The sequence below is a fragment of the Providencia sp. JUb39 genome (genome assembly GCF_012272845.1).
GTDB classification, from domain to species: domain Bacteria; phylum Pseudomonadota; class Gammaproteobacteria; order Enterobacterales; family Enterobacteriaceae; genus Providencia; species Providencia lanzhouensis.
This window is the reverse complement of record NZ_JAAWXD020000001.1, coordinates 1,554,980-1,578,000: the sequence shown is the minus strand read 5'-3', so window position 1 is coordinate 1,578,000 and position 23,021 is coordinate 1,554,980. Positions and strand designations below refer to the sequence as shown.

General features: G+C 42.5%; 24 protein-coding genes. 5 read left to right on the top strand and 19 right to left on the bottom strand.

The features are described from left to right. Positions 1-5: 5 nt before the first annotated feature. Genes flgE through flgB form a run of 4 tightly spaced genes read right to left on the bottom strand, consistent with a single transcriptional unit; the run spans position 6 to position 3,022 of the window. Positions 6-1,274 (bottom strand): flagellar hook protein FlgE, encoded by a 1,269-nt coding sequence (gene flgE / locus HFU86_RS07025; RefSeq protein WP_036951452.1) that lies wholly within the window; start codon positions 1,272-1,274, stop codon positions 6-8. 45 nt (positions 1,275-1,319) lie between these two features. Continuing rightward, positions 1,320-2,186 (bottom strand): flagellar hook assembly protein FlgD, encoded by an 867-nt coding sequence (locus HFU86_RS07020; RefSeq protein ID WP_036951454.1) that lies wholly within the window; start codon positions 2,184-2,186, stop codon positions 1,320-1,322. A gap of 12 nt (positions 2,187-2,198) precedes the next feature. Beyond that, positions 2,199-2,603, bottom strand: coding sequence for a flagellar basal body rod protein FlgC (gene flgC, locus HFU86_RS07015; protein WP_036951457.1), 405 nt, complete (start codon positions 2,601-2,603; stop codon positions 2,199-2,201). A gap of 5 nt (positions 2,604-2,608) precedes the next feature. Further along, positions 2,609-3,022, bottom strand: coding sequence for a flagellar basal body rod protein FlgB (gene flgB, locus HFU86_RS07010; RefSeq protein ID WP_187128973.1), 414 nt, complete (start codon positions 3,020-3,022; stop codon positions 2,609-2,611). 240 nt (positions 3,023-3,262) lie between these two features. On the opposite strand from flgB, the gene flgA reads away from it, so the two are divergent. The 3 genes from flgA (at position 3,263) to HFU86_RS06995 (ending at position 4,935) form a co-directional block, all read left to right on the top strand. Continuing rightward, positions 3,263-3,934 (top strand): flagellar basal body P-ring formation chaperone FlgA, encoded by a 672-nt coding sequence (flgA, locus tag HFU86_RS07005; RefSeq protein WP_132494651.1) that lies wholly within the window; start codon positions 3,263-3,265, stop codon positions 3,932-3,934. A 246-nt stretch (positions 3,935-4,180) separates the two neighbouring features. Continuing rightward, on the top strand, positions 4,181-4,483 hold the full coding sequence (flgM, locus tag HFU86_RS07000) for a flagellar biosynthesis anti-sigma factor FlgM (protein WP_036951464.1): 303 nt from the start codon (positions 4,181-4,183) through the stop codon (positions 4,481-4,483). 11 nt (positions 4,484-4,494) lie between these two features. After that, complete coding sequence (locus tag HFU86_RS06995) at positions 4,495-4,935, top strand: flagella synthesis protein FlgN (protein WP_036951468.1); 441 nt, start codon at positions 4,495-4,497, stop codon at positions 4,933-4,935. 76 nt (positions 4,936-5,011) lie between these two features. Here HFU86_RS06995 and HFU86_RS06990 read toward each other — a convergent pair whose 3' ends face one another. From HFU86_RS06990 to flhB, 3 genes are all read right to left on the bottom strand, one after another. Next, a complete protein-coding gene (locus HFU86_RS06990) occupies positions 5,012-5,149 on the bottom strand; it encodes a hypothetical protein (RefSeq protein WP_187128972.1) in 138 nt (45 codons plus the stop codon). Between the two features lie 257 nt (positions 5,150-5,406). Next, positions 5,407-7,503 carry a flagellar biosynthesis protein FlhA gene (flhA, locus tag HFU86_RS06985; RefSeq protein ID WP_187128971.1) on the bottom strand — a complete coding sequence of 699 codons (2,097 nt, stop codon included), beginning with the start codon at positions 7,501-7,503 and terminating at the stop codon, positions 5,407-5,409. Further along, positions 7,496-8,647, bottom strand: coding sequence for a flagellar biosynthesis protein FlhB (gene flhB, locus HFU86_RS06980; RefSeq protein WP_036951475.1), 1,152 nt, complete (start codon positions 8,645-8,647; stop codon positions 7,496-7,498). Before flhB ends, flhA begins: the two co-directional genes overlap by 8 nt. Positions 8,648-8,931: 284 nt before the next feature. On the opposite strand from flhB, the gene yajD reads away from it, so the two are divergent. Then, on the top strand, positions 8,932-9,279 hold the full coding sequence (yajD, locus tag HFU86_RS06975) for an HNH nuclease YajD (RefSeq protein WP_006657500.1): 348 nt from the start codon (positions 8,932-8,934) through the stop codon (positions 9,277-9,279). A gap of 110 nt (positions 9,280-9,389) precedes the next feature. Further along, positions 9,390-9,536 carry a CcdB family protein gene (locus tag HFU86_RS20290; protein ID WP_132495132.1) on the top strand — a complete coding sequence of 49 codons (147 nt, stop codon included), beginning with the start codon at positions 9,390-9,392 and terminating at the stop codon, positions 9,534-9,536. Between the two features lie 149 nt (positions 9,537-9,685). On the opposite strand, the gene HFU86_RS06965 is transcribed toward HFU86_RS20290, so the two are convergent. From HFU86_RS06965 to flhD, 12 genes are all read right to left on the bottom strand, one after another. After that, entirely contained in the window at positions 9,686-10,330 is a 645-nt protein-coding gene (locus tag HFU86_RS06965) for a protein phosphatase CheZ (RefSeq protein ID WP_132494647.1), read from the bottom strand. A gap of 24 nt (positions 10,331-10,354) precedes the next feature. Next, positions 10,355-10,747 (bottom strand): chemotaxis response regulator CheY, encoded by a 393-nt coding sequence (gene cheY, locus HFU86_RS06960; protein ID WP_036951481.1) that lies wholly within the window; start codon positions 10,745-10,747, stop codon positions 10,355-10,357. 42 nt (positions 10,748-10,789) lie between these two features. Continuing rightward, positions 10,790-11,857: a protein-glutamate methylesterase/protein-glutamine glutaminase gene (locus HFU86_RS06955; protein WP_036951484.1), complete on the bottom strand. Its 1,068-nt coding sequence runs from the start codon at positions 11,855-11,857 to the stop codon at positions 10,790-10,792. Next, on the bottom strand, positions 11,854-12,693 hold the full coding sequence (locus HFU86_RS06950) for a CheR family methyltransferase (protein WP_132494645.1): 840 nt from the start codon (positions 12,691-12,693) through the stop codon (positions 11,854-11,856). The genes HFU86_RS06955 and HFU86_RS06950 overlap by 4 nt, the downstream gene beginning before the upstream one ends. Before the next feature lie 158 nt (positions 12,694-12,851). Continuing rightward, positions 12,852-14,417 (bottom strand): methyl-accepting chemotaxis protein, encoded by a 1,566-nt coding sequence (locus tag HFU86_RS06945; RefSeq protein ID WP_132494643.1) that lies wholly within the window; start codon positions 14,415-14,417, stop codon positions 12,852-12,854. Between the two features lie 112 nt (positions 14,418-14,529). Continuing rightward, positions 14,530-16,215, bottom strand: coding sequence for a methyl-accepting chemotaxis protein (locus tag HFU86_RS06940; RefSeq protein ID WP_036951493.1), 1,686 nt, complete (start codon positions 16,213-16,215; stop codon positions 14,530-14,532). 120 nt (positions 16,216-16,335) lie between these two features. After that, positions 16,336-16,833: a chemotaxis protein CheW gene (cheW, locus tag HFU86_RS06935; protein ID WP_006662059.1), complete on the bottom strand. Its 498-nt coding sequence runs from the start codon at positions 16,831-16,833 to the stop codon at positions 16,336-16,338. A 16-nt stretch (positions 16,834-16,849) separates the two neighbouring features. Continuing rightward, positions 16,850-19,048, bottom strand: a complete 2,199-nt coding sequence (cheA, locus tag HFU86_RS06930; RefSeq protein WP_187128970.1) for a chemotaxis protein CheA — start codon at positions 19,046-19,048, stop codon at positions 16,850-16,852. Between the two features lie 92 nt (positions 19,049-19,140). Beyond that, a complete protein-coding gene (motB, locus tag HFU86_RS06925; protein WP_036951498.1) occupies positions 19,141-20,076 on the bottom strand; it encodes a flagellar motor protein MotB in 936 nt (311 codons plus the stop codon). 6 nt (positions 20,077-20,082) lie between these two features. Further along, positions 20,083-20,970 (bottom strand): flagellar motor stator protein MotA, encoded by an 888-nt coding sequence (gene motA, locus HFU86_RS06920; protein ID WP_036951501.1) that lies wholly within the window; start codon positions 20,968-20,970, stop codon positions 20,083-20,085. A gap of 96 nt (positions 20,971-21,066) precedes the next feature. Further along, a complete protein-coding gene (gene flhC / locus HFU86_RS06915) occupies positions 21,067-21,657 on the bottom strand; it encodes a flagellar transcriptional regulator FlhC (RefSeq protein ID WP_132494639.1) in 591 nt (196 codons plus the stop codon). Further along, positions 21,654-22,004 carry a flagellar transcriptional regulator FlhD gene (gene flhD / locus HFU86_RS06910; protein ID WP_036951507.1) on the bottom strand — a complete coding sequence of 117 codons (351 nt, stop codon included), beginning with the start codon at positions 22,002-22,004 and terminating at the stop codon, positions 21,654-21,656. The genes flhC and flhD overlap by 4 nt, the downstream gene beginning before the upstream one ends. Between the last annotated feature and the right edge of the window lie 1,017 nt (positions 22,005-23,021).

The window sequence follows — 23,021 nt, the reverse complement described above, 5'->3', positions numbered from 1 at the left end:
TAGGATTAACGTAAGTTAACCAGTGTTTGTAACATCTGGTCTTGGGTCTTAATGGTTTGGGCATTGGACTGATAGTTACGCTGCATTACGATCATGCTGATCAGTTCTTGGCTCATATCCACGTTGGACGATTCCAGCGCACCACTGGTCAACTTACCGAATTGACCTACACCCGGAACGCCATCCATTGGGTTACCGGAAGCGTTCGACGCTGCCCAGACGTTACCACCTTGGGAAACTAAACCGTTCGGGTTAGCAAATGCAGATAACGCAATTTGACCCACGACGCGTTTTTGTTGGTTGGAGTAGTTAGCAACAATCAGACCGTTATCTTCGATTTTGAAGGTGGTGTATTCACCAGCTGGGTAGCCGTTCACATCGATAGCACTGACTGAAGATTCACTCACTTTTTGTTGACGAGTTTTGCCCAAATCAACTTGTAGAGTACCATCATTCGCACCATTTAAGCCTTTGAATGGGAAAGCAAACGTTGTTGGTAATTGAACCGTAGTATCTGGGTCACCAGGATTTGGACCTTTGACTACTTTTTCAGTCATTAGCTTACCGTTACCGTCAAATTCTAGTTCCCCCAGCTTTTCAGCTTTGGTTTCACTAGAATCTTTAGCGTATGCACTCCATTTGTTATCTGCATCCTTCACAAAATAAACAGAAATTTCATGGGTGTTACCTTGGCTGTCATAAGCTGTCATGGTAGTGCTGAAGTTATATGTCGCGATATCATCAGGCTTGTTTGGATCAAAAGGCTTATCTTTAACTTTATCTTCTGAGTTCAAGTTAATCGTTAACTTAGCTAAATCAGATTGCTTCGCATCCATCATATCCGTTGGGATATTCATCCCAGCCGGAACACCGCCGCTTTGCACAGTGATGTTACCTTTCTCATCCACACTTGCCGGATATCCTGTCACTACCATGCCTTGGTTGTTGACTAAGTTACCGCTTTTATCACGCAGGAATTGACCGTCACGGCTGTAATAAACATCACCGTTTTGGTCTTGAACACGGAAAAACCCGTTACCAGAAATCGCAACGTCGGTTGCTCTGTCAGTACGGGTAATTGGACCATCTTTGAAGTTTTGAGTAACGGCTGCGACGTTAACACCTAGCCCAACACCAGAGCCGGCAAACATATCAGCAAACGAGGTTGTCGCCCCTTTAAAACCGTTAGTTGCGGAGTTGGCAATATTGTTACCAATCGAGTCTAACCCCGCTGATGCTGCATTTAAGCCACTGACTGCTTGTGAAAAAGACATATTTTCTCCATGAATATTTGGGGAATAAAAGTTTGGGGAATAAAATTAAGATGCGGGATACACTTTAAAGATGCTGCTTAGTGGCACACTTTGCCCTATTCCAACATCCAGTAATGGTGCATCTGAGCCAGGTGTGACACCATTGACACGGGTATAACCGAGTTTGGTGACCTCAATTTCAGACCCCATCCTGACGGCTTTCACATCAAAGAAATATTTCCCTTTCGGATCGGCAACCACATTGCCGTTGTTATCGCGACCATCCCATGCCATATCGTAAATATCGGGTTTCACTTCTGAGTCATAGGTGATAGTGCGGATTACTGTGCGGTTTTTGTCTCGAATGGTAATTTCAACGCTATCTGCCATCTTCGGTAGGAAGAAGCCAAATGGCGATGAAATGTAATCAGTTTGCGGCTCTTCAGTACCTTCTCCGCCTTCATTACCCTCTGTTGCGCCAAAATTACTGAGCCCAAAATTAGATGGGCTATTCGCGCTAATCACATCGTCAGGTAATGGGTTCGCTGGCTTAGCTACATTGCTATTTTCGCCACTACTCTCTTTTTTCAGTGGTGCCAGCACAATTTCATTGCGCGGGATAAGCACCCCTTTGCCCACGAGTTGCGTCGCCTGTAATGACTGCCCAGACCCTATCTGTTGCGAAATCCCTGTCACACTATCACTGAGCTTATTCATGCTCTCAAGTGTAGCGATTTGAGCTAGTTGCCCCGTTAAATCCGCGTTATCCATTGGTTTGGTCGGGTCTTGGTTTTTCATCTGCGTGACAATCATGGTTAAAAATGTGTCACGCATATCATCACTTTGACTTTTCTTTGGAATGTTACTGGCTGCAGCTGCTGGCCCAGCAACTGTGTTATCCAAAGAATCATTCATTGATGCAGAAATTCCCATTGCGCGCCTCCGTTACTGACCTAGCGTTAAGGTTTTCTGTAGCAATGTTTTTGCGGTATTCATGACTTCTAAGTTGGCTTGATAGCTGCGCGATGCGGAGATGGTGTTAATCATTTCACCTACGGTATCGACGTTAGGCATCTTCACGTAGCCTTTTTCATCTGCAAGAGGATGACCGGGCTTGTATTCCATACGCGGAGGAGCAGGATCTTCGATTAATTCACTCACACGAACGCCACCGACTTGATTGCGACCTTGTGGCGCCATTTGAAAAACCACTTGCTTCGCGCGGTACGGTTCACCATCAGGACCCACCACACTTTCTGCGTTCGCCATGTTACTCGCGCTAACGTTTAAACGCTGAGATTGTGCGGTTAATGCAGAAGAGGAGATATCAAAAATACTGAGTAGACCCATAACCCTTACCCTTGTTGTAGAACGGCCAACATACTTTTGACTTGGCTATTGATGAATGTAAGATCAGCTTGATATTTCAATGTGTTATCAGCAAATTGGCTGCGTTCAACATCCATATCAACCGTATTTCCATCCATTGAAGTTTGATAAGGCACACGATATTTCAGATCCAATGCAGCAGGCTTCATATCATGTCCTTCAATATGCCCTTTGACTGTCACTGCCAGTGAAATACCCTTTCCTTTCACCACGCCTTTATCCATCGCTTGTTGTAATTGACGATTAAAATCAATATCACGCGCTTGATAACCAGGGGTATCCGCATTGGCGATGTTAGAAGCCAAAACAGTCTGTCTTGCTTCTCTTATGGACAAAGCCCGTTGCTGAAAAGCAAAGGTGGCATCTAATTTATCAATCATGGTTTCCTCAATGGATTTCAGTTAATTCCTAATCGATTTAGACGAAAATTAAGAATTTTTTAATTGCAGTTTTTATAAACGCAAAGTTTGAATATAGAAATTCGATGCTCATATTAGCTGGCAGATAAAAAATCTAATGGCGAGATAAAGGCAAAATAATTGACCTATTTGCCTCATTCATTATTGACGATGTAGGTAAACTTCAAGGGTGAAAAGGTATGGGATGAAAAAGGAAATGGGATGATGAAAACTGTTTTTTCAATTAAATACATTTTAATTATCAGTATATTAAATCTATTTTCTTTTTCTGTACAAGCATCTCTCCCACAAGATATTGACCAGTATTTCCGTAAAATTCATGGAAAGCAAAATAGCGTTTCAATTGAAATAAAAACCCCTATTGATAAATGGCCAAATTGTGATAAGCCGCAAATTGGCTTACCAAGTGGGGGTCGTAATATGGGAAATATCTCACTTCCTGTGCAATGCGATAAGAAAAAACAGTATTTACAGCTGACGGTGAATGTCACCGGGCAATATTATGTTGCCACCCGTAATATTCAACGGGGAGAAACCATTGAATTTGTGGATATTGGCACCAAAAAAGGGCTTATTCACCAATTGCCATCTGGGGCATCTACCGACAAGATGGCGCTGCGTGGCACGTTAGCCCTTCGCAATATTACCGCAGGGCAGACGTTTACTAGCTCAATGGTTAGGCGCCCTTGGGCTATTAAGGCGGGTCAAACCGTGTATGTATTTGCCACTGGCAATAACTTTTCTGTTAAATATGAAGGTAGGGCAATTAATAATGCCGCCATGGGTGAAAATATTCGAGTTCGACTTATCAATGGGCAAGTGGTTAATGGTGAAGCTCAAGAAAATGGCAGTGTTCAAGTAGCGCTTAACTAACTTAATTTAAAATTAAATCATCAAGTTATAGCGTGATAATTTTCTGTTTTTGAAGTGAATTACAGGTATAATTTTTGCAATTCGTCTGAAGTAGTTAAACATGCAGTTAATTATCAGGATTTATATCGCGATTTAAGTGAAATTACCTATCTCATTGGTAATTTGAAAGCTAACCGAATATTAAAGGTTCATTAATATCTGCCGATAACCTTCTATATCAAAAATATCGGGAACAGGAAAAATACTATGGCTATTGAGCAAACATCTGCAATCTCTGCCTTGACTCAGGTAACCACTCGCGATCCGCAAGAAACCGCAGCGCTGGTTCGTGAGAAAAAAGTCTCCGCAAATGAAGCCGTTAAAGAAAGCTCTTTTGCACCGAGTGAGTTACAAAAGAAATTACTTCAACCTCAAGCTTCTGATATTGATGTCGCTAAAGTTGAAAAAATCAAACAAGCCATCAAAGACGGTACGTTAACCATGGATGCAGGTAAAATCGCTGATGGTATTTTACGTGATGCCCATGAATGCATGCTTTCTATGAAATAAACTGAACGACTATGAACGACGAATTATTACTACTATTAGAACAGCAGCTTGGTCATTTGCAATCACTGGAAATTGTGATGAAGAATGAAGAGTTATTATTGGGTTACCATCGTGTGCCACCTTCTCCATTTCAGGAAACGACGGAGCAAAAACGTTTTTTAGTTGCCGCTATCAGTCATGGTGAGAACCACCGTTTACAACTGGAAGAGCAAGCAAAAATCGTTGCACCTTATGAAGGTAACCCAGTGCTCAACCATACTTGGAATACGATTAAAGACCTAACGACCCAACTAAAAGATTTAAATTATCGTAATCACCAAATGCTTCAACTGCATATTGAGCTGAATGCACAACGTCTAAATTTTGTGAAAAAGCATAATAATCAGTCAACTTACGGTGCCGATGGCTTAGAATCTAAACGCCCTGCGTTAGGGAAGAAAATTTCAATTTAGATTTCTGACTAAACCTGTTTTCCTCGCCCCCCATTTTTATCTGGTTAAATGATCAGAGTCTTTTGGTTTATTAAATTTAGCCTTTTGGTCGATTAGATTTCACCTTTTTTGCTTTTATTCTCACCTCAATACGTTTCACAACATCTCCATCTGTAACCCCGATTTTTTCTAGTCCTTTAGCAAATTCCAATAATTCCTTCAATGTGTCTGCCATGTTCTTTACACCATGATTATGTATAAGGTATCGATGCACATTAATGATTAATATCTAGCATTTTTGGGCTCATGTTAGTGAGACTTGATGCTGTTCGCAGCGTTCGGTTTAAAGTCTGCAAAGACCTTAACTGTGCTTTTGTATAAAACTAATGCACGAAAAAATAGGCAGTGAGTGAGGAGTTATGACACTCATCTCACTACACTGCCTATTGTGATACTTATTTGCGTTTCGTTAACTTGAAATCAATCGACTGTTTATGACCCACTGATCATCGATGTCATTCTAATCTTACGGTGATCTGTCATTTCTAAATTGGACATCACCACTAATTGCGGCAAACTACGACGCAGGAAGCGGGATAAAATCAACCTCAGGGCATGATTCACTAACAATACGGTTGGCGCCCCCATCGCTTCTTGATGCCCCACTGCTTCTTCAGCTTGAGTTTGAATAAACTGGGCTAAGTTTGGCTCTAAGCCACCGCCATTCTTTGCGGCTTGTAGCAGGATTTGCTCTAACTTCGCATCCAACCCAATCACTTGGATCTCTTCAGCGCTACCAAACCATTGCTGGGTAATGGCTCGTCCTAAAGCAATACGTACCTGAGAGGTAAGGTAATCAGTGTCTTTTTGTTCACCATTTTCACCTGCCATTTCAGCCAGCGTTTCAATAATGGTGCGCATGTCGCGGATCACCACATCTTCCATGAGTAAGTTTTGTAAAACGCGGTGCAAGATGGTCAGTGAAATGGTGTCAGGGATCAAATCATCCGCCAGTTTTGGCATCTCTTTTTTCACTCGGTCATACAACATTTGGGCTTCTTGGCGGCCGAACAAAGTACTCGAGTATTGAAGTAAAATTTGGTTAAAGTGTGTTGCTACCGCGGTACTTGCAGAAACGACGGTATAACCTTGGATTTGTGCTTGTTCACGTAAATCGTCATCGATCCATATTGCAGGCAGACCAAACGCAGGTTCTTTAGTCATATCTCCTTGTAAAGTTCCCGCCGCATTACCCGGATCAATCGCTAAGTTACGGCCAGGTTGAGCTTCTCCGCGCCCCACCTCAGCCCCTTTGATAAGAATGCGATATTCACATGGGGATAACTCTAAGTTGTCGCAAATATGTACCACCGGAGGTAAGTATCCAACTTCCTGAGCAAATTTCTTACGTAACCCACGAAGTCGACCCAATAGCTCCCCTTGTTGATCGTTATCAACCAACGGAATTAAGCGATAACCGACTTCCATTGCCAGTAAATCTTCTAACTGTACATCATCCCATGTTGCTTCGACCACTTTATTGGCTTCTTGGAAATGTTGCGCTTGGCTATCATCCATCACTTTTTCTGGGTTACGTGAGCGTTTTAACAGATACCAGCCTAATGCAGCCAATGCCGCAGTAAACAGTAGGAAAACAAAGTTAGGCATCCCTGGAATAAGACCAATCAACCCTAACACCCCAGCACTGAGCCACATCACGCGCGGATTATTGAACAGTTGAGTAACCATCTGCTCACCGACATCTTCATCGGTTGCAACGCGAGTGACGATAACCCCCGCTGCCGTTGAAATGATCAATGCTGGAATTTGGGCAACTAGACCGTCACCAATGGTTAATAAGGTATAAACGCTCGTTGCATCACCGAGGGTCATATGGTGCTGACCCACACCAACAATCAGACCACCGATGACGTTTATCACCATGATCATAATTCCGGCGACAGCATCACCACGGACGAATTTACTCGCACCGTCCATTGAACCGTAAAAATCGGCTTCTTGAGTGACTTCTGCTCGGCGTTTTTTCGCTTCATCATCATTAATGATACCGGCGTTTAAGTCGGCATCGATGGCCATTTGCTTACCGGGCATACCATCAAGCACAAAACGAGCGCCCACTTCGGCGATACGCCCCGCACCCTTGGTGATGACCATAAAGTTAATCAGAACCAAGATAATGAAAACAACGATACCAATGGCAAAGTTACCGCCAACCAGGAAGTGACCAAAAGCTTCGACAACACGCCCAGCGGCATCAGGCCCAGTATGACCATCCAACAAAATAATACGTGTTGAAGCGATATTCAAAGATAGGCGCAATAAGGTTGCGAACAGCAAAATGGTGGGGAATGCGGCAAAATCCAATGTCCGTTTGGTAAACATCGCCACTAACAGAACCATAATGGACAGAGCAATGTTAAAGGTGAACAACAAATCAAGCAAAAATGCCGGTAATGGTAAGACCATCATCGACAGAATCAGTAATATCAGCACGGGTCCAGCGAGGATTTGCCACTGAGTTCCTTGTAAGTTTTTCGGCAATTTTAAAAGTGCAGCCAAATTAGCCATCGCGATTGTTATCTCCAGCAAAATCCAGCGTCGGTGGCACTGGTAAATTCTTCGGTTTCTTTGGTTTCAGGCCACCTTCACGACGCCAACGGCGTAATTGGTAAACCCATGCTAAAACTTCTGCTACCGCTGCATACAGCGCAACAGGGATACTTTGTCCAATCTCCGCATGACGGTATAACGCACGCGCGAGCGGTGGAGCTTCAAGTTGTAAAATACGGTGCTCTGCACCAATTTCTTTAATACGTTGAGCAATAACTCCTGCACCTTTTGCCAAAACTTTCGGCGCCCCCATTTTTTTATCGTCATATTTTAGGGCGACAGCGTAGTGAGTCGGGTTAGTAACAATCACATCCGCACTGGGGACATCTGCCATCATTCGGTTACGCGCAATCGCTCGTTGTTGCTGACGAATTTTGGCTTTAATGTGCGGATCACCCTCTTGCTGCTTAAATTCGTCTTTAATTTCTTGGCGGCTCATCCGCAACTTTTTCAAGTGGGAGCGAAATTGATAAAACACATCAAATGCCACCATCGGGATTAAGAGAAAGACAATTAAATAACCTGCAAAAATTACCTTCTCTAGTGCATTCGCTAATGCCGTTGTCGGTGGCTCCATCACCAAATGGAGTAGTGAAGGCCAACTTTGCCAGAGGAAAATGGATGCTCCTAACCCCACAAACAGTGATTTTAATATCGCCTTAAATAATTCAGATAAGGCATTCATGGAGAAAATTCGTTTTAATCCTTTGATTGGGTTTAATTTTTTCAAATCAAACTTAATCAATTTGCTATTAAATAACAGCCCACCCACCAGTGACGAAGCAGAGATCCCCACCAGCGCTAACCCCCCGATAATTGGAAGTAGAGCAAATAACGCCTCACTAACCACCCTCCCCAAATAACTGAGCATTAACCCTGTGTTTTGCAGGTAATGCCCGTCAAAGATAAATCCTTGGCGCATGATTTGTCGTAGCTGGTTTGCCAAATGCCCGCCACTTAACCACAGCAAACTGACTCCAGCCAACATCATCATGAGGGAGCTTAATTCTTTGGAGCGAACAATTTGCCCATCATCTTTCGCTTTCTGCTTTTTATGGGGCGTGGGTTCTTCTGTTTTTTCTACATCACTTTCGTCGGACACGTGACTTCCAAAAAATTAGCCTATACGCATAGTCGCTATAGCATGACAGAGTGTAAAAAAATCAATGGTGGAAAATAGACGTAGTTCGCAGGGGTTTTTTGGCTATTGAGCAATATGGCAACAACTTTGCGAAGCGCTTCGCAAAGAGGCAAATGAAAGGTAACAAGAGAAAAAGTCAAAAAGGATGACCTAAAAAATCACTTCATATAATACCCGTGCTGTAAAATGGGGTATATTGACAGCATCAATATAAAACACTCTATTTATAGCAGGTGATATTCGTTATGGCTTTGATCCCTAAAAACTATGCTCGCTTAGAAAGTGGCTACCGTGAAAAAGCACTCAAGATTTATCCATGGATATGTGGACGCTGCACACGGGAATTCGTTTATTCGAATCTAAGAGAATTAACTGTTCATCATATCGATCATGATCATACCAATAACCCTGAAGATGGCAGTAACTGGGAATTATTGTGTCTCTTCTGCCATGACCATGAGCACTCTAAGTATACAGAAGCCGACCAGTACGGAACAAATGTGGTTGCGGGTGAAGATGCACAAAAAGATGTGGGTGAAGCCACTTATAACCCGTTTGCAGATTTAAAAGCTATGTTGAATAAAAAGAAATAACTTTATCTCTGTTTTGTTTGCGCAGGTTTGAAAAGCTATTCAAGCCTGCGTTAATGCCCTATTAATATCCTCTTTTACGGCCCCAACATTTCTCGGCACGCTATCCAGTCATTCGTCAGCAATTGCAACTTATTCATGACCTAACAACACGCCTTATCATTCCATTATTTGATACACGTCATCTACAAGCCGCCCTACCGATTCGACTTAACCCGATTATTGATATTGAAGGACAGCATTGGGTACCAAAGAGATAAAATTAAAAATGCGATCTACTGGTCGATGGGTTTTAATGAAAAATTGCTAATAAAATAATGATGCACAACTACCCTAAATAATTTGAGCCATAGCAAGCAGGTAAACTCAGCCAATAACGCTATAGCTCAAAATATCTCGAAGGAGCGAATTAGAAACCTAATTCATCTAACAGATCATCCACCTGTGACTGTGATGCCATCACATTCACACCTTCTTTATTAATCTGAGGGCCATTGAGCAGGCTTTCACTTTGAGTCTTCACTCGCATTTCTGGTGGTGTATTTTCCATCAGCAACGCTAATAGCTGTTTCTCTGCTTCTTCAACCACTTCCATCATTTTTTTGACGACTTGCCCCGTTAAGTCTTGGAAGTCTTGCGCCATCATGATTTCTAATAGTTCAGCTTTCGTCACTTCGCTATCTTGGATAACTTGTCCCAAAAATGCTTGAGTGGAACCGCGTAACGCTTCGGAGACTTCACCGGATGCCGCCTCTTCCCACTGTTGCTGCAACGCAATCGCATTTTTGTTCATTTCCACTTGCAGCGGCTTGATAACATCAATGCCGTTGAGTGTTTTTTCTGCCGCTTGGGCTGTCATTTGCGCAATATAACGCAGGCGGTCTTTACCGTCTGGAATACTTGCTACTGCCTGCTGAACGCTTTTCTCTAAACCCAACTCACGCATACTTTCACGTAAGGTTCGCATCAGAGTTCCAATACGTGTAATGACGTGTTTTAGATCTTCGTTGCCAGTGCCATTACGACTGCCATTCATTGCTACTTGTTCAATCATCACTGTCTCCTTTACCGCCCGCGATTATTGCAGCCCCATTTTTTCAAATACTTTATTTAATTTTTCTTCGAGGATAGCTGCGGTAAACGGTTTCACAACATAGCCGCTTGCACCAGCTTGTGCTGCCGCAATGATGTTTTCTTTTTTCGCTTCTGCGGTCACCATTAAGACAGGGATATGTTTAAGTGCATCATCACCACGAATGGTTTTGAGTAACTCTAAACCATCCATATTTGGCATATTCCAGTCAGCAACAACAAAATCAATATTCCCAGCACGGATTTTTTCGAGAGCATCAACGCCATCTTCCGCTTCTTCAATTTTGTTAAAACCAAGTTCTTTTAATAAGTTACGGACGATGCGACGCATAGTAGAAAAGTCATCGACAACCAGAAAGCTCAGATCTTTAGCGGCCATAACCACTCCTTCAAAAATACAATGATAAATAAACTGTCACCACTAAACGGTGACAGTAGAAAGTTTTGTTAATACGCTTGGGGCGATTTTCAGTAGATCCAGCACTTCATCTGCGGCATTCATTTCGATTGCAGCACGCGGCATACCAAATACGACGCAACTACTTTCGTTTTGAGCGTAAGTGAAAGCCCCTTGTTGACGCAGGTTGAGTAAGCCCTTAGCGCCATCCATTCCCATTCCTGTCAGCAAAATGCCAATACATTTACGTCCGACATGCTTAGCGACTGAGTCAAATAGCACATCGACGGAAGGACGATGGCGGTTAACCGGCTCGCTCTGTTCCAACACCACTTGATAACCTTTACCTTTATCGGCAATCAACATGTGTGAATCACCCGGCGCAATATAAGCGCAGCCTTTTTGCAAAATCTCATTGTGCTCCGCCTCTTTAACTGTAAGTGCACACAGTTTATTTAAGCGTTCAGCAAAAGAGCGAGTGAAGCCTGCTGGCATATGCTGAGTGATCACCACTGGCGGGCATTCTCTTGGCAGCATCTCTAAAAATTGTCGGATAGCTTCTGTTCCACCGGTTGAGGCTCCCACGGCTATCACACGGTTGTTGCACACGTATGGCGTCAGCGGTTTAGCGAGAGTTGTCGGCTCAGCAACTTTTTTCTCTGTGCGAGCAAAACGGTTACGCTGCGACATTTTAGACATCGCCGCTGCGCGAATTTTTTCACCGATCATATCGCGATAACTCATCATGGTTTCGCGAATACCAATCTGTGGTTTTGTCACAAAATCTACGGCACCCAGTTCTAAAGCCTTTAATGTCACTTCAGAACCTTTAGAGGTTAATGTGGAGACCATGACGACCGGAATTGGATGCAGCCGCATCAATTTCTCTAAAAAATCAATGCCATCCATTCTCGGCATTTCAACATCGAGGGTGATAACATCTGGCTCCAGTTGCTTAATTAAATCCCGAGCAACATATGGATCTGGCGCTGTGTCGACCACTTCCATATCAGTGTGACTGTTGATAATTTCACGCATTAATTGGCGCATGAGTGCAGAGTCATCGACGCACAATACTTTTATTTTTTTCATTGTCCTCTCCTCGCCGACGCTAAGCTGTAGACGGTCTGCCCATTGATCACGAACTGTTTTGTCAGTTGCGAAATATTTTCAGAGTGACCAATAAACAATAAGCCATCCGGCTTGAGCAGTGGCGCAAAGCGCTCTAGCAGTTTTATCTGCATTTCCTTGTCAAAATAAATCATGACGTTGCGGCAAAAAATCGCATCGAAGCGATGTTGTAATTGCCAATCGCCTTCCGTCAGGTTTAAGTAACGAAACTCAATCATGTTGCTAAGTGCGGGTTTTACGCGAGCAAACCCTTCGTACTCACCTACCCCTTTCATGAAGTAGCGCTGCCGTTGCAGTGCTGTCAGGGTTTTGAGTTCTTCGATTCGATAGATCCCTTGTTTCGCTTTCTCTAATACTTCCGTGTCAATATCACTGGCAACGACCTTGGCATTAACAGCGTTGGCTCCCAGAACATCGCTCACTGTCATGGCGATAGAATAAGGTTCTTCCCCTGTCGAAGAGGCCGAACACCAAATATTGATATTGCTATTTCGACGGCTTTTTAAAAAATCTGTCAATGTCGCAAAGTGGTGAGGCTCTCGAAAGAATGCCGTTAAGTTTGTGGTCAGTGCGTTGATAAATGCTTGCCATTCCGCATTCAACGGTTCACGTTCTAACATCCGCAAGTAGTCAGAAAAATTGTCGATATTACAGTCACGTAAGCGCTTTAATAAGCGGTTATAGACCATATTTTTCTTATTCATCGTAAGGACTATTCCAGACTTTTTATGAATAAATCGACAAACCCGACCAAACTCGTCATCAGTCAAAGGTTCTATCTGTGGTACTAATAGCATCGTACTTGTCGTCCTATTCAATAAAAACCGGCGAGGCAGCCGAAAGTGGCTGCCTAACTATCATCGTCTAACTTATGCGTTGTCTAACTAACCGCCTCTCCCTAGCTCTCGTTATCTAGATTGAGAGTTCATTATTCACGCTATCGCATGAATACCCATTACCGTCTAACTCGGGTCGACTGTTCTGGTAATTCGAAAAATTCCACAGTCTCGACCAAATTATTGGCTTGGTCTTCAAGTGCTGCTGTCGCACTGGTTGATTGCTCTACTAATGCGGCGTTTTGTTGTGTAACAGAATCCATTTGGCTTACTGCAATCGCAACTTGCTCAATACCTCGGCTCTGTTCATTCGATGCAGACGCAATATTGCCCATTAACTCAGTCACTTGGTTAACAGCGGCAACCAGTTCATTCATGGTTTGACCTGCTTCATTCACCAACTGAGAGCCCTGGTTCACACGCCCTACTGACTCGTCAATCAAGCCTTTGATCTCTTTCGCCGCTTCAGCGCTTCGTTGCGCTAATGCGCGAACTTCACCTGCAACTACCGAGAACCCACGACCTTGTTCACCCGCACGCGCCGCTTCTACTGCAGCATTTAATGCAAGGATGTTGGTCTGGAAAGCGATGCCATCAATGACACTGATGATGGCGCTAATTTTCTGAGAGCTATTAGAAATGGCAGTCATCGTGTCAATCACACCTTCCGTGATTTCACCGCCTTTTGTCGCTGTGCGCGATGCACTCACAGCAAGTTCGCTAGCTTGACGCGCGTTATCGGCGTTTTGTTTCACTGTCGCCGTTAATTCTTCCATACTTGCTGCCGTCTCTTCTAACGAGGCGGCCTGCTGTTCTGTTCTTGATGATAAATTATTATTCCCTAAAGCAATCTCACGAATACCCGTATACATTTGGTCTGTATTAGAGCGAATAGAGGTAACGGTTTTTGCCAGTGATTGCTGCATGACTTTTAATTTTTCGAATACATCACCGATTTCATCACGGAAATTAATTTCAATATTCTGATTTAGTTTTCCTTCCGCAACGTGCATAAAGTGTTCACTCATGCTGTTTAATGGTGAAATGACTTTACGTTTTAACCACAGATGCACAACGGCAATCACACCGAAAATAATGACAATGACGGTAAAGAATGAAGCCCATGCAAATTGGTTATAAAATCTTGCATCCGCAATAGAATCATTACTTTCATCATTTAAAACAGAGAGATAATTATTAATAACACTGATTAATTCATCTTGGTTTTGTTGTGCAGGCAGATTGATATAAGCCGCAACATCGTTGTTATCAAGATTACCTTTCAATGCGTTTAATGTGACGACAAAGGCATTAAATTTCTCTTCCAATGCCGCTAAATTTTCTTTTTCGCTTAGCACTGGCTGAGTTTTGAATTCGTTATACGATTTGTTAGCTGAAATTAAGTAGTTATCGAAAACAACACGGGTTTCTTCGATTAATGGAACGTGGTCACCCACTTTCATCAGTAAGGCAATTTGGGTCAGGCTATTACGCGCCTGCATTAAGTTTTTACTGGTCTCTTCCAGTAATGCGCGTTTTTTAGAACCCATATCGATTCTTTCTAGCGCGTTTAATTCGCTGTTAACGATGCCAACAGAAACGCCGCTTGAGGTTAACTGCATGCCACAAAATAAAATCAGGAGTAAGTATAAGCTCACTGAAATTCGGATATTCTTTCCTAACATATTTAATCCCCTACTTATGCCAGCCAAAAATTTGGCCCTTTTTTAATTATCGAGCTTAAACATATAAAAGCGCTGCGAGAGAAACTCTCACAGCGCTCGAACAGATTTACCCTTAAAAGGTTTCCCAGTTATCGTCATCTTTATGATTTTTCGATGCGATTTTGGATAAATCTGGTGTTTTAACAATATTAGATACTGTTCTTGGTGCAGGTTGTGCGTTGCGTACTTTTGCTTGATCCATTGCAGGTAAACGGAAAATGGAGATCAACTGGGAAAGCTTAGCGACTTGCTCTTCCAGTACATTTGCAGCAACAGCGGATTGCTCAACGAGTGAGGCGTTTTGCTGAGTCACTTTGTCCATCTCTTCCACGGCAATACTCACTTGAGCAATACCTTTGCTCTGCTCATCAGACGCGGTTGCGATGTGCGTCATGATGTCAGTAACACGTGTGACTGAGTCGACAATTTTTGTCATTGTTTCACCAGCATCTTCTGCTTGGCGAGCCCCTACGTCTGTTCTAGAAACAGAGTCTTCAATCAAGCCTTTGATCTCTTTTGCTGCATCTGCGCTGCGTTGAGCAAGGCTACGAACTTCATCGGCAACCACAGCAAATCCACGGCCATGCTCACCAGCACGCGCCGCTTCAACCGCAGCATTCAATGCGAGGATATTGGTTTGGAAAGCAATACTGTCGATAACAGCGGTAATGTCAGAGATTTTTTGCGAGCTATCAGCAATGTTGCGCATGGTATGAACCACGTTAGACACCACTTTGCCGCCTTCTTTTGCAATAACAGAAGCTTGGCTTGCAAACTCGCTAGCTTGATGAGCATATTCAGTGTTTTGCTTAACGGTTGCTGTCAGCTCACTCATGCTAGCAGACGTTTCTTCTAAGCAAGCCACTTGCTGCTCGGTACGTGAAGATAAGTCATTGTTACCCGCTGCGATTTCAGTGGTTCCCTGATAGATAGTTTCACTACCATCCAGTACACCACGAACCGTATTGATCAGCTCTTGTTGCATGTGCTGAGCACCACGCGCTAACTCACCAATTTCATTGTTCGCTGAGGTATCAATTTTTGGCGTTAAATCCCCTGAAGCGAACACTTTAATGCGCTCGATCAGCGTATTTAATGGCTCAGTGATCCCTTTACGCACATAGCGATAGCTAATCACGCTGATCACTGCTAACAGTACGGATAAGATAACCAGCAAATACAGTGATTGGCGGTAATTGGATTCTGCATTCACGACTTCATTTTCAAAATCTGAAGAAATTTCAGCAAAATAGAGGCCAAATTGCTCTTCAAATTTGGCTTGTAGCCCTGACGTTCTATGCGCATAGAAGCCGTTTAAATCCCCCTTCTCTGCATATTCCGACAGTTTGGTTAATGCAACACGATAATCCTCATAGGATTTTAGTAAGTTATCAAATAACCCCTTATCCACATCTGCGTTTGCCATCAACTTTCTGTAGCTGTCATACGCTTCATCGGCAGCTTTGAATTTACCTTTTGCTGAAGCAATAAGATCCGCAGCAGAGGCATCATCTTTAATGCTTAACTCTTCTAATAAATACGCGTTAATAGCGCGGTTTAAGTCAGAACGAGCTTGCAATAGATTGACCCAGCTTTGAGTCAGAACGAGTCTTTGGCGTTGGAGAGAATTCAAATAATTAATACTGTCGCTGTTATCGCCGAGTTTGGTAAACATCAAACCACTTGATACCAGCTGCAATAAAATAAATACAAAAATAACGGACAAAAGTCCTGATACGATTTTAATTCGACTGTACATGGTGTTTTACTAACATAGTGTTGTTGTAGTTTGGATATCGGACAGTTGCTCAAAAACTTTAGTCATTCACTTAGCATTTTTGAGCAAATTATCAGCGTATTTAACGCATCTAATGACTCGTTATTCCGCGATATTGTCGATTAACGCCATCTCTTCACTGGTCAATAATTTTTCGATATCAACCAGAATCAACATACGTTCGCCTACTGTTCCTAGACCGGTCAGATACTGAGTGGATAATGTCACCGCGAAATCTGGCGGTGGTGCAATTTGCTCTTCATGCAACACCAGTACATCGGAAACACCATCAACCACAATTCCCACAACTCGGTCTTTTAAGTTCACAACGATGACGACGGTGTTGTCGTTGTAAACTACGTTTTCATGGGAAAACTTAATGCGCAGATCGATGATCGGAATAATGACGCCACGCAGGTTGGTGACACCTTTAATAAAGTCAGGAGTATTCGCAATACGAGTCACTTGCTCATAACCACGAATTTCCTGCACTTTTAAAATCTCGATTCCGTACTCTTCTTCACCAAGCGTAAAAATGAGGTAGCCTTCGCCATTCTTTTCTTCTTCAAGCTTGTTTAAATCGTCATCTAACATAGACATGGTATATAACCTCTATTTAGTGCATTACTGGTTGAGAAACAGGCTGTTTCTTATTAATCAAAATGTTGTTGTTCATTCTCTGCAATTCTGCGACGTCTAAAATCAGCGAAACAGAACCGTCGCCCATGATGGTTGCAGCGGAAATTCCCGGAATTTTGCGATAATTACTTTCGATATTTTTCACCACGACCTGCTGCTGCCCCACCAGCTTGTCAACCAATAAAGCGAAACGATGCCCCGCATTTTGGATGATCAACGCGATACTATTGGCAAGATTTGGTTCGGCATTCTTGATAGAAAAGACGTGATGCAATTCGACCAGTGGTAAATATTCACCGCGAACGAGCAGCATTTTTTCTTCACCGGCAAGGCGATAGATATCCTCTGGACGTGGCTGTAATGTGCTAATAATTGCGCTAAGTGGCACGATAAACACATCGTCAGAGACTTTGACTGACATACCATCAAGAATGGCTAAGGTTAATGGCAGTAAAATACGAATGATGGTGCCTTTACCTTCTGTGAAACCGATTTGAATACGTCCGCCCATGTCTTGAATGTTTCGTTTAACCACGTCCATTCCGACACCACGCCCTGAAACATCCGTCACCACTTCGGCAGTAGAGAAGCCCGGCGCCATGATCAACATCGCGACTTCATCGTTGGTCATGCCATCGTGAACATTCATACCTTGAGAGCGAGCTTTTGCTAAAATTCGTTCGCGGTTTAGCCCTGCCCCATCATCACGCACTTCGATGCAGATATTGCCGCTTTGATGTGCCGCAGAGAGCGTTAATGTTCCCGCTTCAGGTTTACCATTTGCCAAGCGAACTTCTGGTTTTTCAATACCATGGTCAAGACTGTTTCGGACAAGGTGATTAAGAGGGTCGACGATGCGTTCGATAAGGCTCTTGTCTAATTCAGTTGAGCTACCTTCCACCTTCAGTTCGATTTTCTTACCCAGTTTAGAGGCAATATCGCGCACCATACGCGGGAAGCGGCTGAAGACATAATCCATCGGCATCATACGAATGGACATAACTGACTCTTGCAGAGCGCGTGAGTTACGCTCTAATTGAACGATAGAACTGAGTAAATCTGCATATTCGTTTTGGTCAACTTGTTGGCTATGCTGAGTCAACATTGACTGGATGATTACCAGCTCGCCGACTAAGTTGATCAGTTGGTCAACTTTTTCAACTGCAACACGAATACTGCTTGAATCCCCTTTGGGCTTCGCTGCAGCGGCTTTTTTAGTGGCTGCGGATGACGATGCTGAAGATGATGATGCAGACGTTGGTGTCGCAACAGGTGTAGGTGTCGGTGCAACCGTTTGAGTCGCTTCAACTGGATCGGCAGGTGCTTCAACCATTGCTGCCAACTCTTCCACCGTTGCTTCCAGTTCTTCGAGAGTTGCAGCAACTTTACTTTTCTGGTTACTACCTTGTGTTGCACGCTGGCACTCTTCAAAACTGATTTCGCTATGCTGGATTTGAGACTCATCCACGACGAAACACAGTACCCCACAGATATCTTCGATATCCGTATTGGTCCCTAACCACGCTTTTAAGCTGGAATCACTTTTTTCAGAGCCAAATAAGCTACCGAATAAGCCTAGTTCATCCGCTAATACATCCACTTCCGCTGATTTCAAACCGTTCAACGTAATGATGAAATAGTGAGAAAATTCGTTATTTGTCAATGTCGCATGGGTTTGCATCGCGATTTCCGACGAGGATTCATCCGTCGCAGCACCGTCGACCACAACACTGTCAGTCTCTTCAATACTCACGTTAACAAGAGCGGCAATCTCTTCCGGACCGACTTCGCTGACATCATGTTCAATGCTTTTGAGCACATCACAAATGCGTTTGAACGTCTCATCATCCGGTAATGAGTCATTTTTATAAGCATCCAATTGGGACACCATCACGTCTTTTGCATCTAAGAAAACGTCAATAATATCTGGCGTTAATGTCAGCTCATCGTGACGTGCCTTATCGAGCAAGTTTTCTAAGGTATGCGTGGTGTTTTGCAGATGAGTGAAACCAAAGGTTGCCGCCCCACCTTTAATTGAGTGGGCACTGCGGAATATGGCATTGAGCTGCTCGCTATCTGGGTCAATAGGATCAAGCTCAAGCAAATGCTGTTCCATATCCCTAAGCAACTCATCGGCTTCATCGAAAAATGTTTGATAAAACTCGGTAATATCCATGCTTTTTATCCAATTTCGCTTAAGTTTCACTTAACACTGACTGCCGGATAAGTCCGGCAGTAGTGAGATTCGGGTAATTATGGTTTTTGTCATTACTGTTTATCGGGTGACTTTGTCACCTTCACAGTCACGACATCACTGTTTGCCGGTATTGGCACATCTTCTGGGCCTTTTTTCAGCACATCGTTAATCGGTGTTGCGCCATCGTATTCATGTAAAATTTGATTTGTTTCATCTTCATTCAATACGATGATGCTGATCCGCCGGTTGACGGGTGCTAAGCCGTTTTCTTTGTCTAAATGGATGGATGAGGCCATCCCTACTACACGTAAAACTTTGCGCTCATCCATTCCCCCCATGATCAGCTCACGGCGAGAGGCATTGGCTCTATCAGATGAGAGTTCCCAGTTGCTGTAATAGGCTTCGCTGGCATACGGCAAGTCATCCGTATGTCCTGAAATACTAATGCGATTCGGGACATCATTGAGTAGTGGCGCAATGGCACGCAGAATATCGCGCATGTAAGGCTCGACGGTGGCAGAACCCACTTTAAACATAGGGCGATTGGCGCTATCTACGATTTGAATTCGTAAACCATCGTTGATCATGTCAATCAATAAATGGGGTTTTAATTCATTCAAACGCGGGTCTTGTAAAATTGCTTGCTCAAGATTTTCTTTTAATTTTTCAAAGCGATAATTCGCATCACCGGAAATGATGTCATTTGGTTCTGGCATCACGTCACCATCACGAAAAATCGGATCTTTTCCACCACCGGGAATGGGGTTAGTGGCATCTCCGCTTTTCGTTCCTGGATTGATGGCAGTACTGAGCGGAGTACGAAAATACTCCGCTATCTTGGTTAATTCTTGAGGACTGGAGATGGAAATCAGCCACATAACCAGAAAGAACGCCATCATCGCAGTCATAAAATCAGCGTAAGCAATTTTCCATGCTCCACCGTGGGCATGCTGCTGATGACCGCCTTTTTTCTTAACACGAATAATTTGAGGGCCATTGGCTGCCATTAGCGATTACTCCTCAGTGGTTTCTGTTGCGCGATTACCGACTTTGACTTCACGGACTTTGTCTTCCAGCTCAAGGAATGATGGTCTATCAACGCTAAATAAGACTTTACGACCAAATTCAACCGCAATTTGAGGGGCATACCCTTGCAACGAAGAGAGGAAAGTGACTTTAATGCACTCCATCATTTTTAATTGTTCGCTACTGCGCTGACGAATTAAACTAGCCAGTGGCAAAATAAATCCATAAGCCACTAAAATACCGAGGAAAGTTCCTACCATTGCATGAGCAATCAAGGCGCCCAATTCACCCGCAGGTCGGTCTGCAGCTGCAAGTGCATTCACCACACCTAGAACAGCCGCCACGATCCCGAACGCAGGCATGGATTCACCCACCATGTTCAAACCGGATGCTGGTACTTCATTTTCTTGACGGAATGTTTCTAGCTCTTCATCCATTAATGCTTCGATTTCATGAGCTTGTAAGTTACTTGTCACCATTAAACGTAAATAATCCACGATAAACATCATGGCAGTTTGATCTTTGAGAATGCGAGGATACTGAGAAAAAATCTCACTCTCTTGCGGGTTTTCAATATCTTTTTCGAGCGCAAGTAGACCTTGTTGACGAGATTTATTCAAAAGCTGGAATAACAAAGCCATTAAGTCCATTGACATGGCTTTGTTGTAAGAAGAGCGACGGAAGAGTCTTGGTAATACTTTGCATAATGCAACGATGGCTTTACCACTGTTACCCACAACAAATGCGCCTAAACCAGCCCCTAAAATAATGACAAACTCAGCTGGTTGGTACAGCGCGCCAAGATGACCACCGACCATGACATAGCCACCGATAACGGCAGCTGTAACAATGATATATCCGATGAGTATTAACACAGTATTCCCTTTCACTCCGTTGGTTAACAGATGGCAGCCAAAGGGAATATGAGGAAGGACAGGCAATGAAATTGCCTGTAAACCAAATTAATCCAATTACATTACCGCTTTGGTAATGCCATCTTGTCGATATTCCGTAATATCGGCGAGATGCTCGGAAAGTTTACGTTTTTTTATCGCTCGTGATGGAGGCTGGCACAAGCTACACGTAAAACTATTTTCAGGAATGTGGGCATAGGTGATAAATGAACCACTACAGCAATTGCAATCGGAACTTTGCAACATGCCACTTTCCACAAAACGAACTAATGTCCATGCACGGGTTAATGCCAAGATTGGCTCGTCTCCAGCATTGGGTGAGCACTGCTCTAGATAGAGTCGATAGGCTTTGAGAATAGCATCAACCCCTTCACATTGACCGGTTTTCAGTAAAAACTGATAGGCGTTGTAGAACATGGATGAGTGAATATTTTGTTCCCATGTCATAAACCAATCGGTTGAAAAAGGGAGCATCCCTTTTGGTGGTGGGCAACCTCTAAGTTCTTTGTATAAACGCACTAAGCGTCCGCGACTAATTTGAGTTTCGCTTTCTAACATCTGCAGGCGAGCCCCAAGAGAAATCAATTCCATTGCCAAACGAATATCATTAGCTTCCTTGACAATACTTTTTTCAGCTACGCTACTCATCTTTTTCTCGCTATATCTGAATCGGACTCATTATGCGTTTGCAATAATCGGGTCGAAAGAAGGATACCCGTATGAATTTGCTGCAATTCATCAACTCGAGAATCCCGAGTAAGCTTTTCAATCGTGTCGCTGTTTTCAAATCTAAATTGACAGATTAGCTGATTTGTTTCCGCTAATTTAACCAATTGAGGTAAAGAAAGTTCTGCTAAAGTGTTTGCCATTGAATCGGAAATCCCGAGACGGAACATGGCAGTGGCTTTTTCCTGGGCGATAAGCTTTTGAGCTAAAAGCAAATATGAAAGATTAATATCGTATATATGCTTCAGAAAATCAGTGGTAGAGCTCATTTTTTTATACCTTTCGAATAATTATTAACATCTGCATGAAGAAAGAACAAATATCAATTTGAGCCGAATGTGTTAACCAAAGTTTTAAATATGAAAATAATTAAAGCTGGATAGTGTAGTCCATTACTATCCCATGAGGTCCATTGAAATACCCAGTTTGGAGTATATAAACACACAGGTTCAAACTTAAATTAAATATATTTCCTGATTACCTACAACAATAACGAGTGGCTAAAAAGTTAGCATTTCCTGTAAATCTCAGAATATACCGATTTCATTATTAGCCGTTAATTATTATGCACCACTAAATTAACTATTCAAGACACTTATGTTTCTTTTTGGTCTATCGGGATAATTATCCATCTATATATTAACAATTCTTTATTACAACTATATCTTAATCCTACTTATCTCAAATATTCACAACATTTAGATTTTTCATAAGTCAAATACTAGCATTTTAAGTAAAAAACTCACACATATGAGGGAATTTATAAGCGATAAACACTAAGCATAACGAAAGAGCCTACATATTGATCTAAATCAATCTTTATTACTCTCGTAAAAATGCAATTCGTTTAAAGGCTTAGTAATATCGGTAACTTAGGAATAAAAATTAAACATTATTTTTCAATGTGTTTAATCAAAATTACAAATCTTAATCAAATTAATTCAATTTTTTCCTGCCAAGATTAAAGTTAAATTTGTCATACATATTATTATTCCATAGTAAATTTATATTAATTAAATTTAACTGTATTAATATTAACCAATAGCAATAACATTAAAAATTCTAATTAAGACCATTTTATATACAGACAATACCATTAAAGATTTCAGATAAAATTGTCATGAATTTTCATCGAGCATTGCCATATTAATAAGCAATATTGTTATTTTTGTATGACAAACTCATTTTAATTAAATTAACTTTTCAAACATTTGATTAACCTATTTAGCTATTATTTTTTGCATAAAAAATTCAAGCCACAGCATTAGTTAGCGCACTGAGTTATT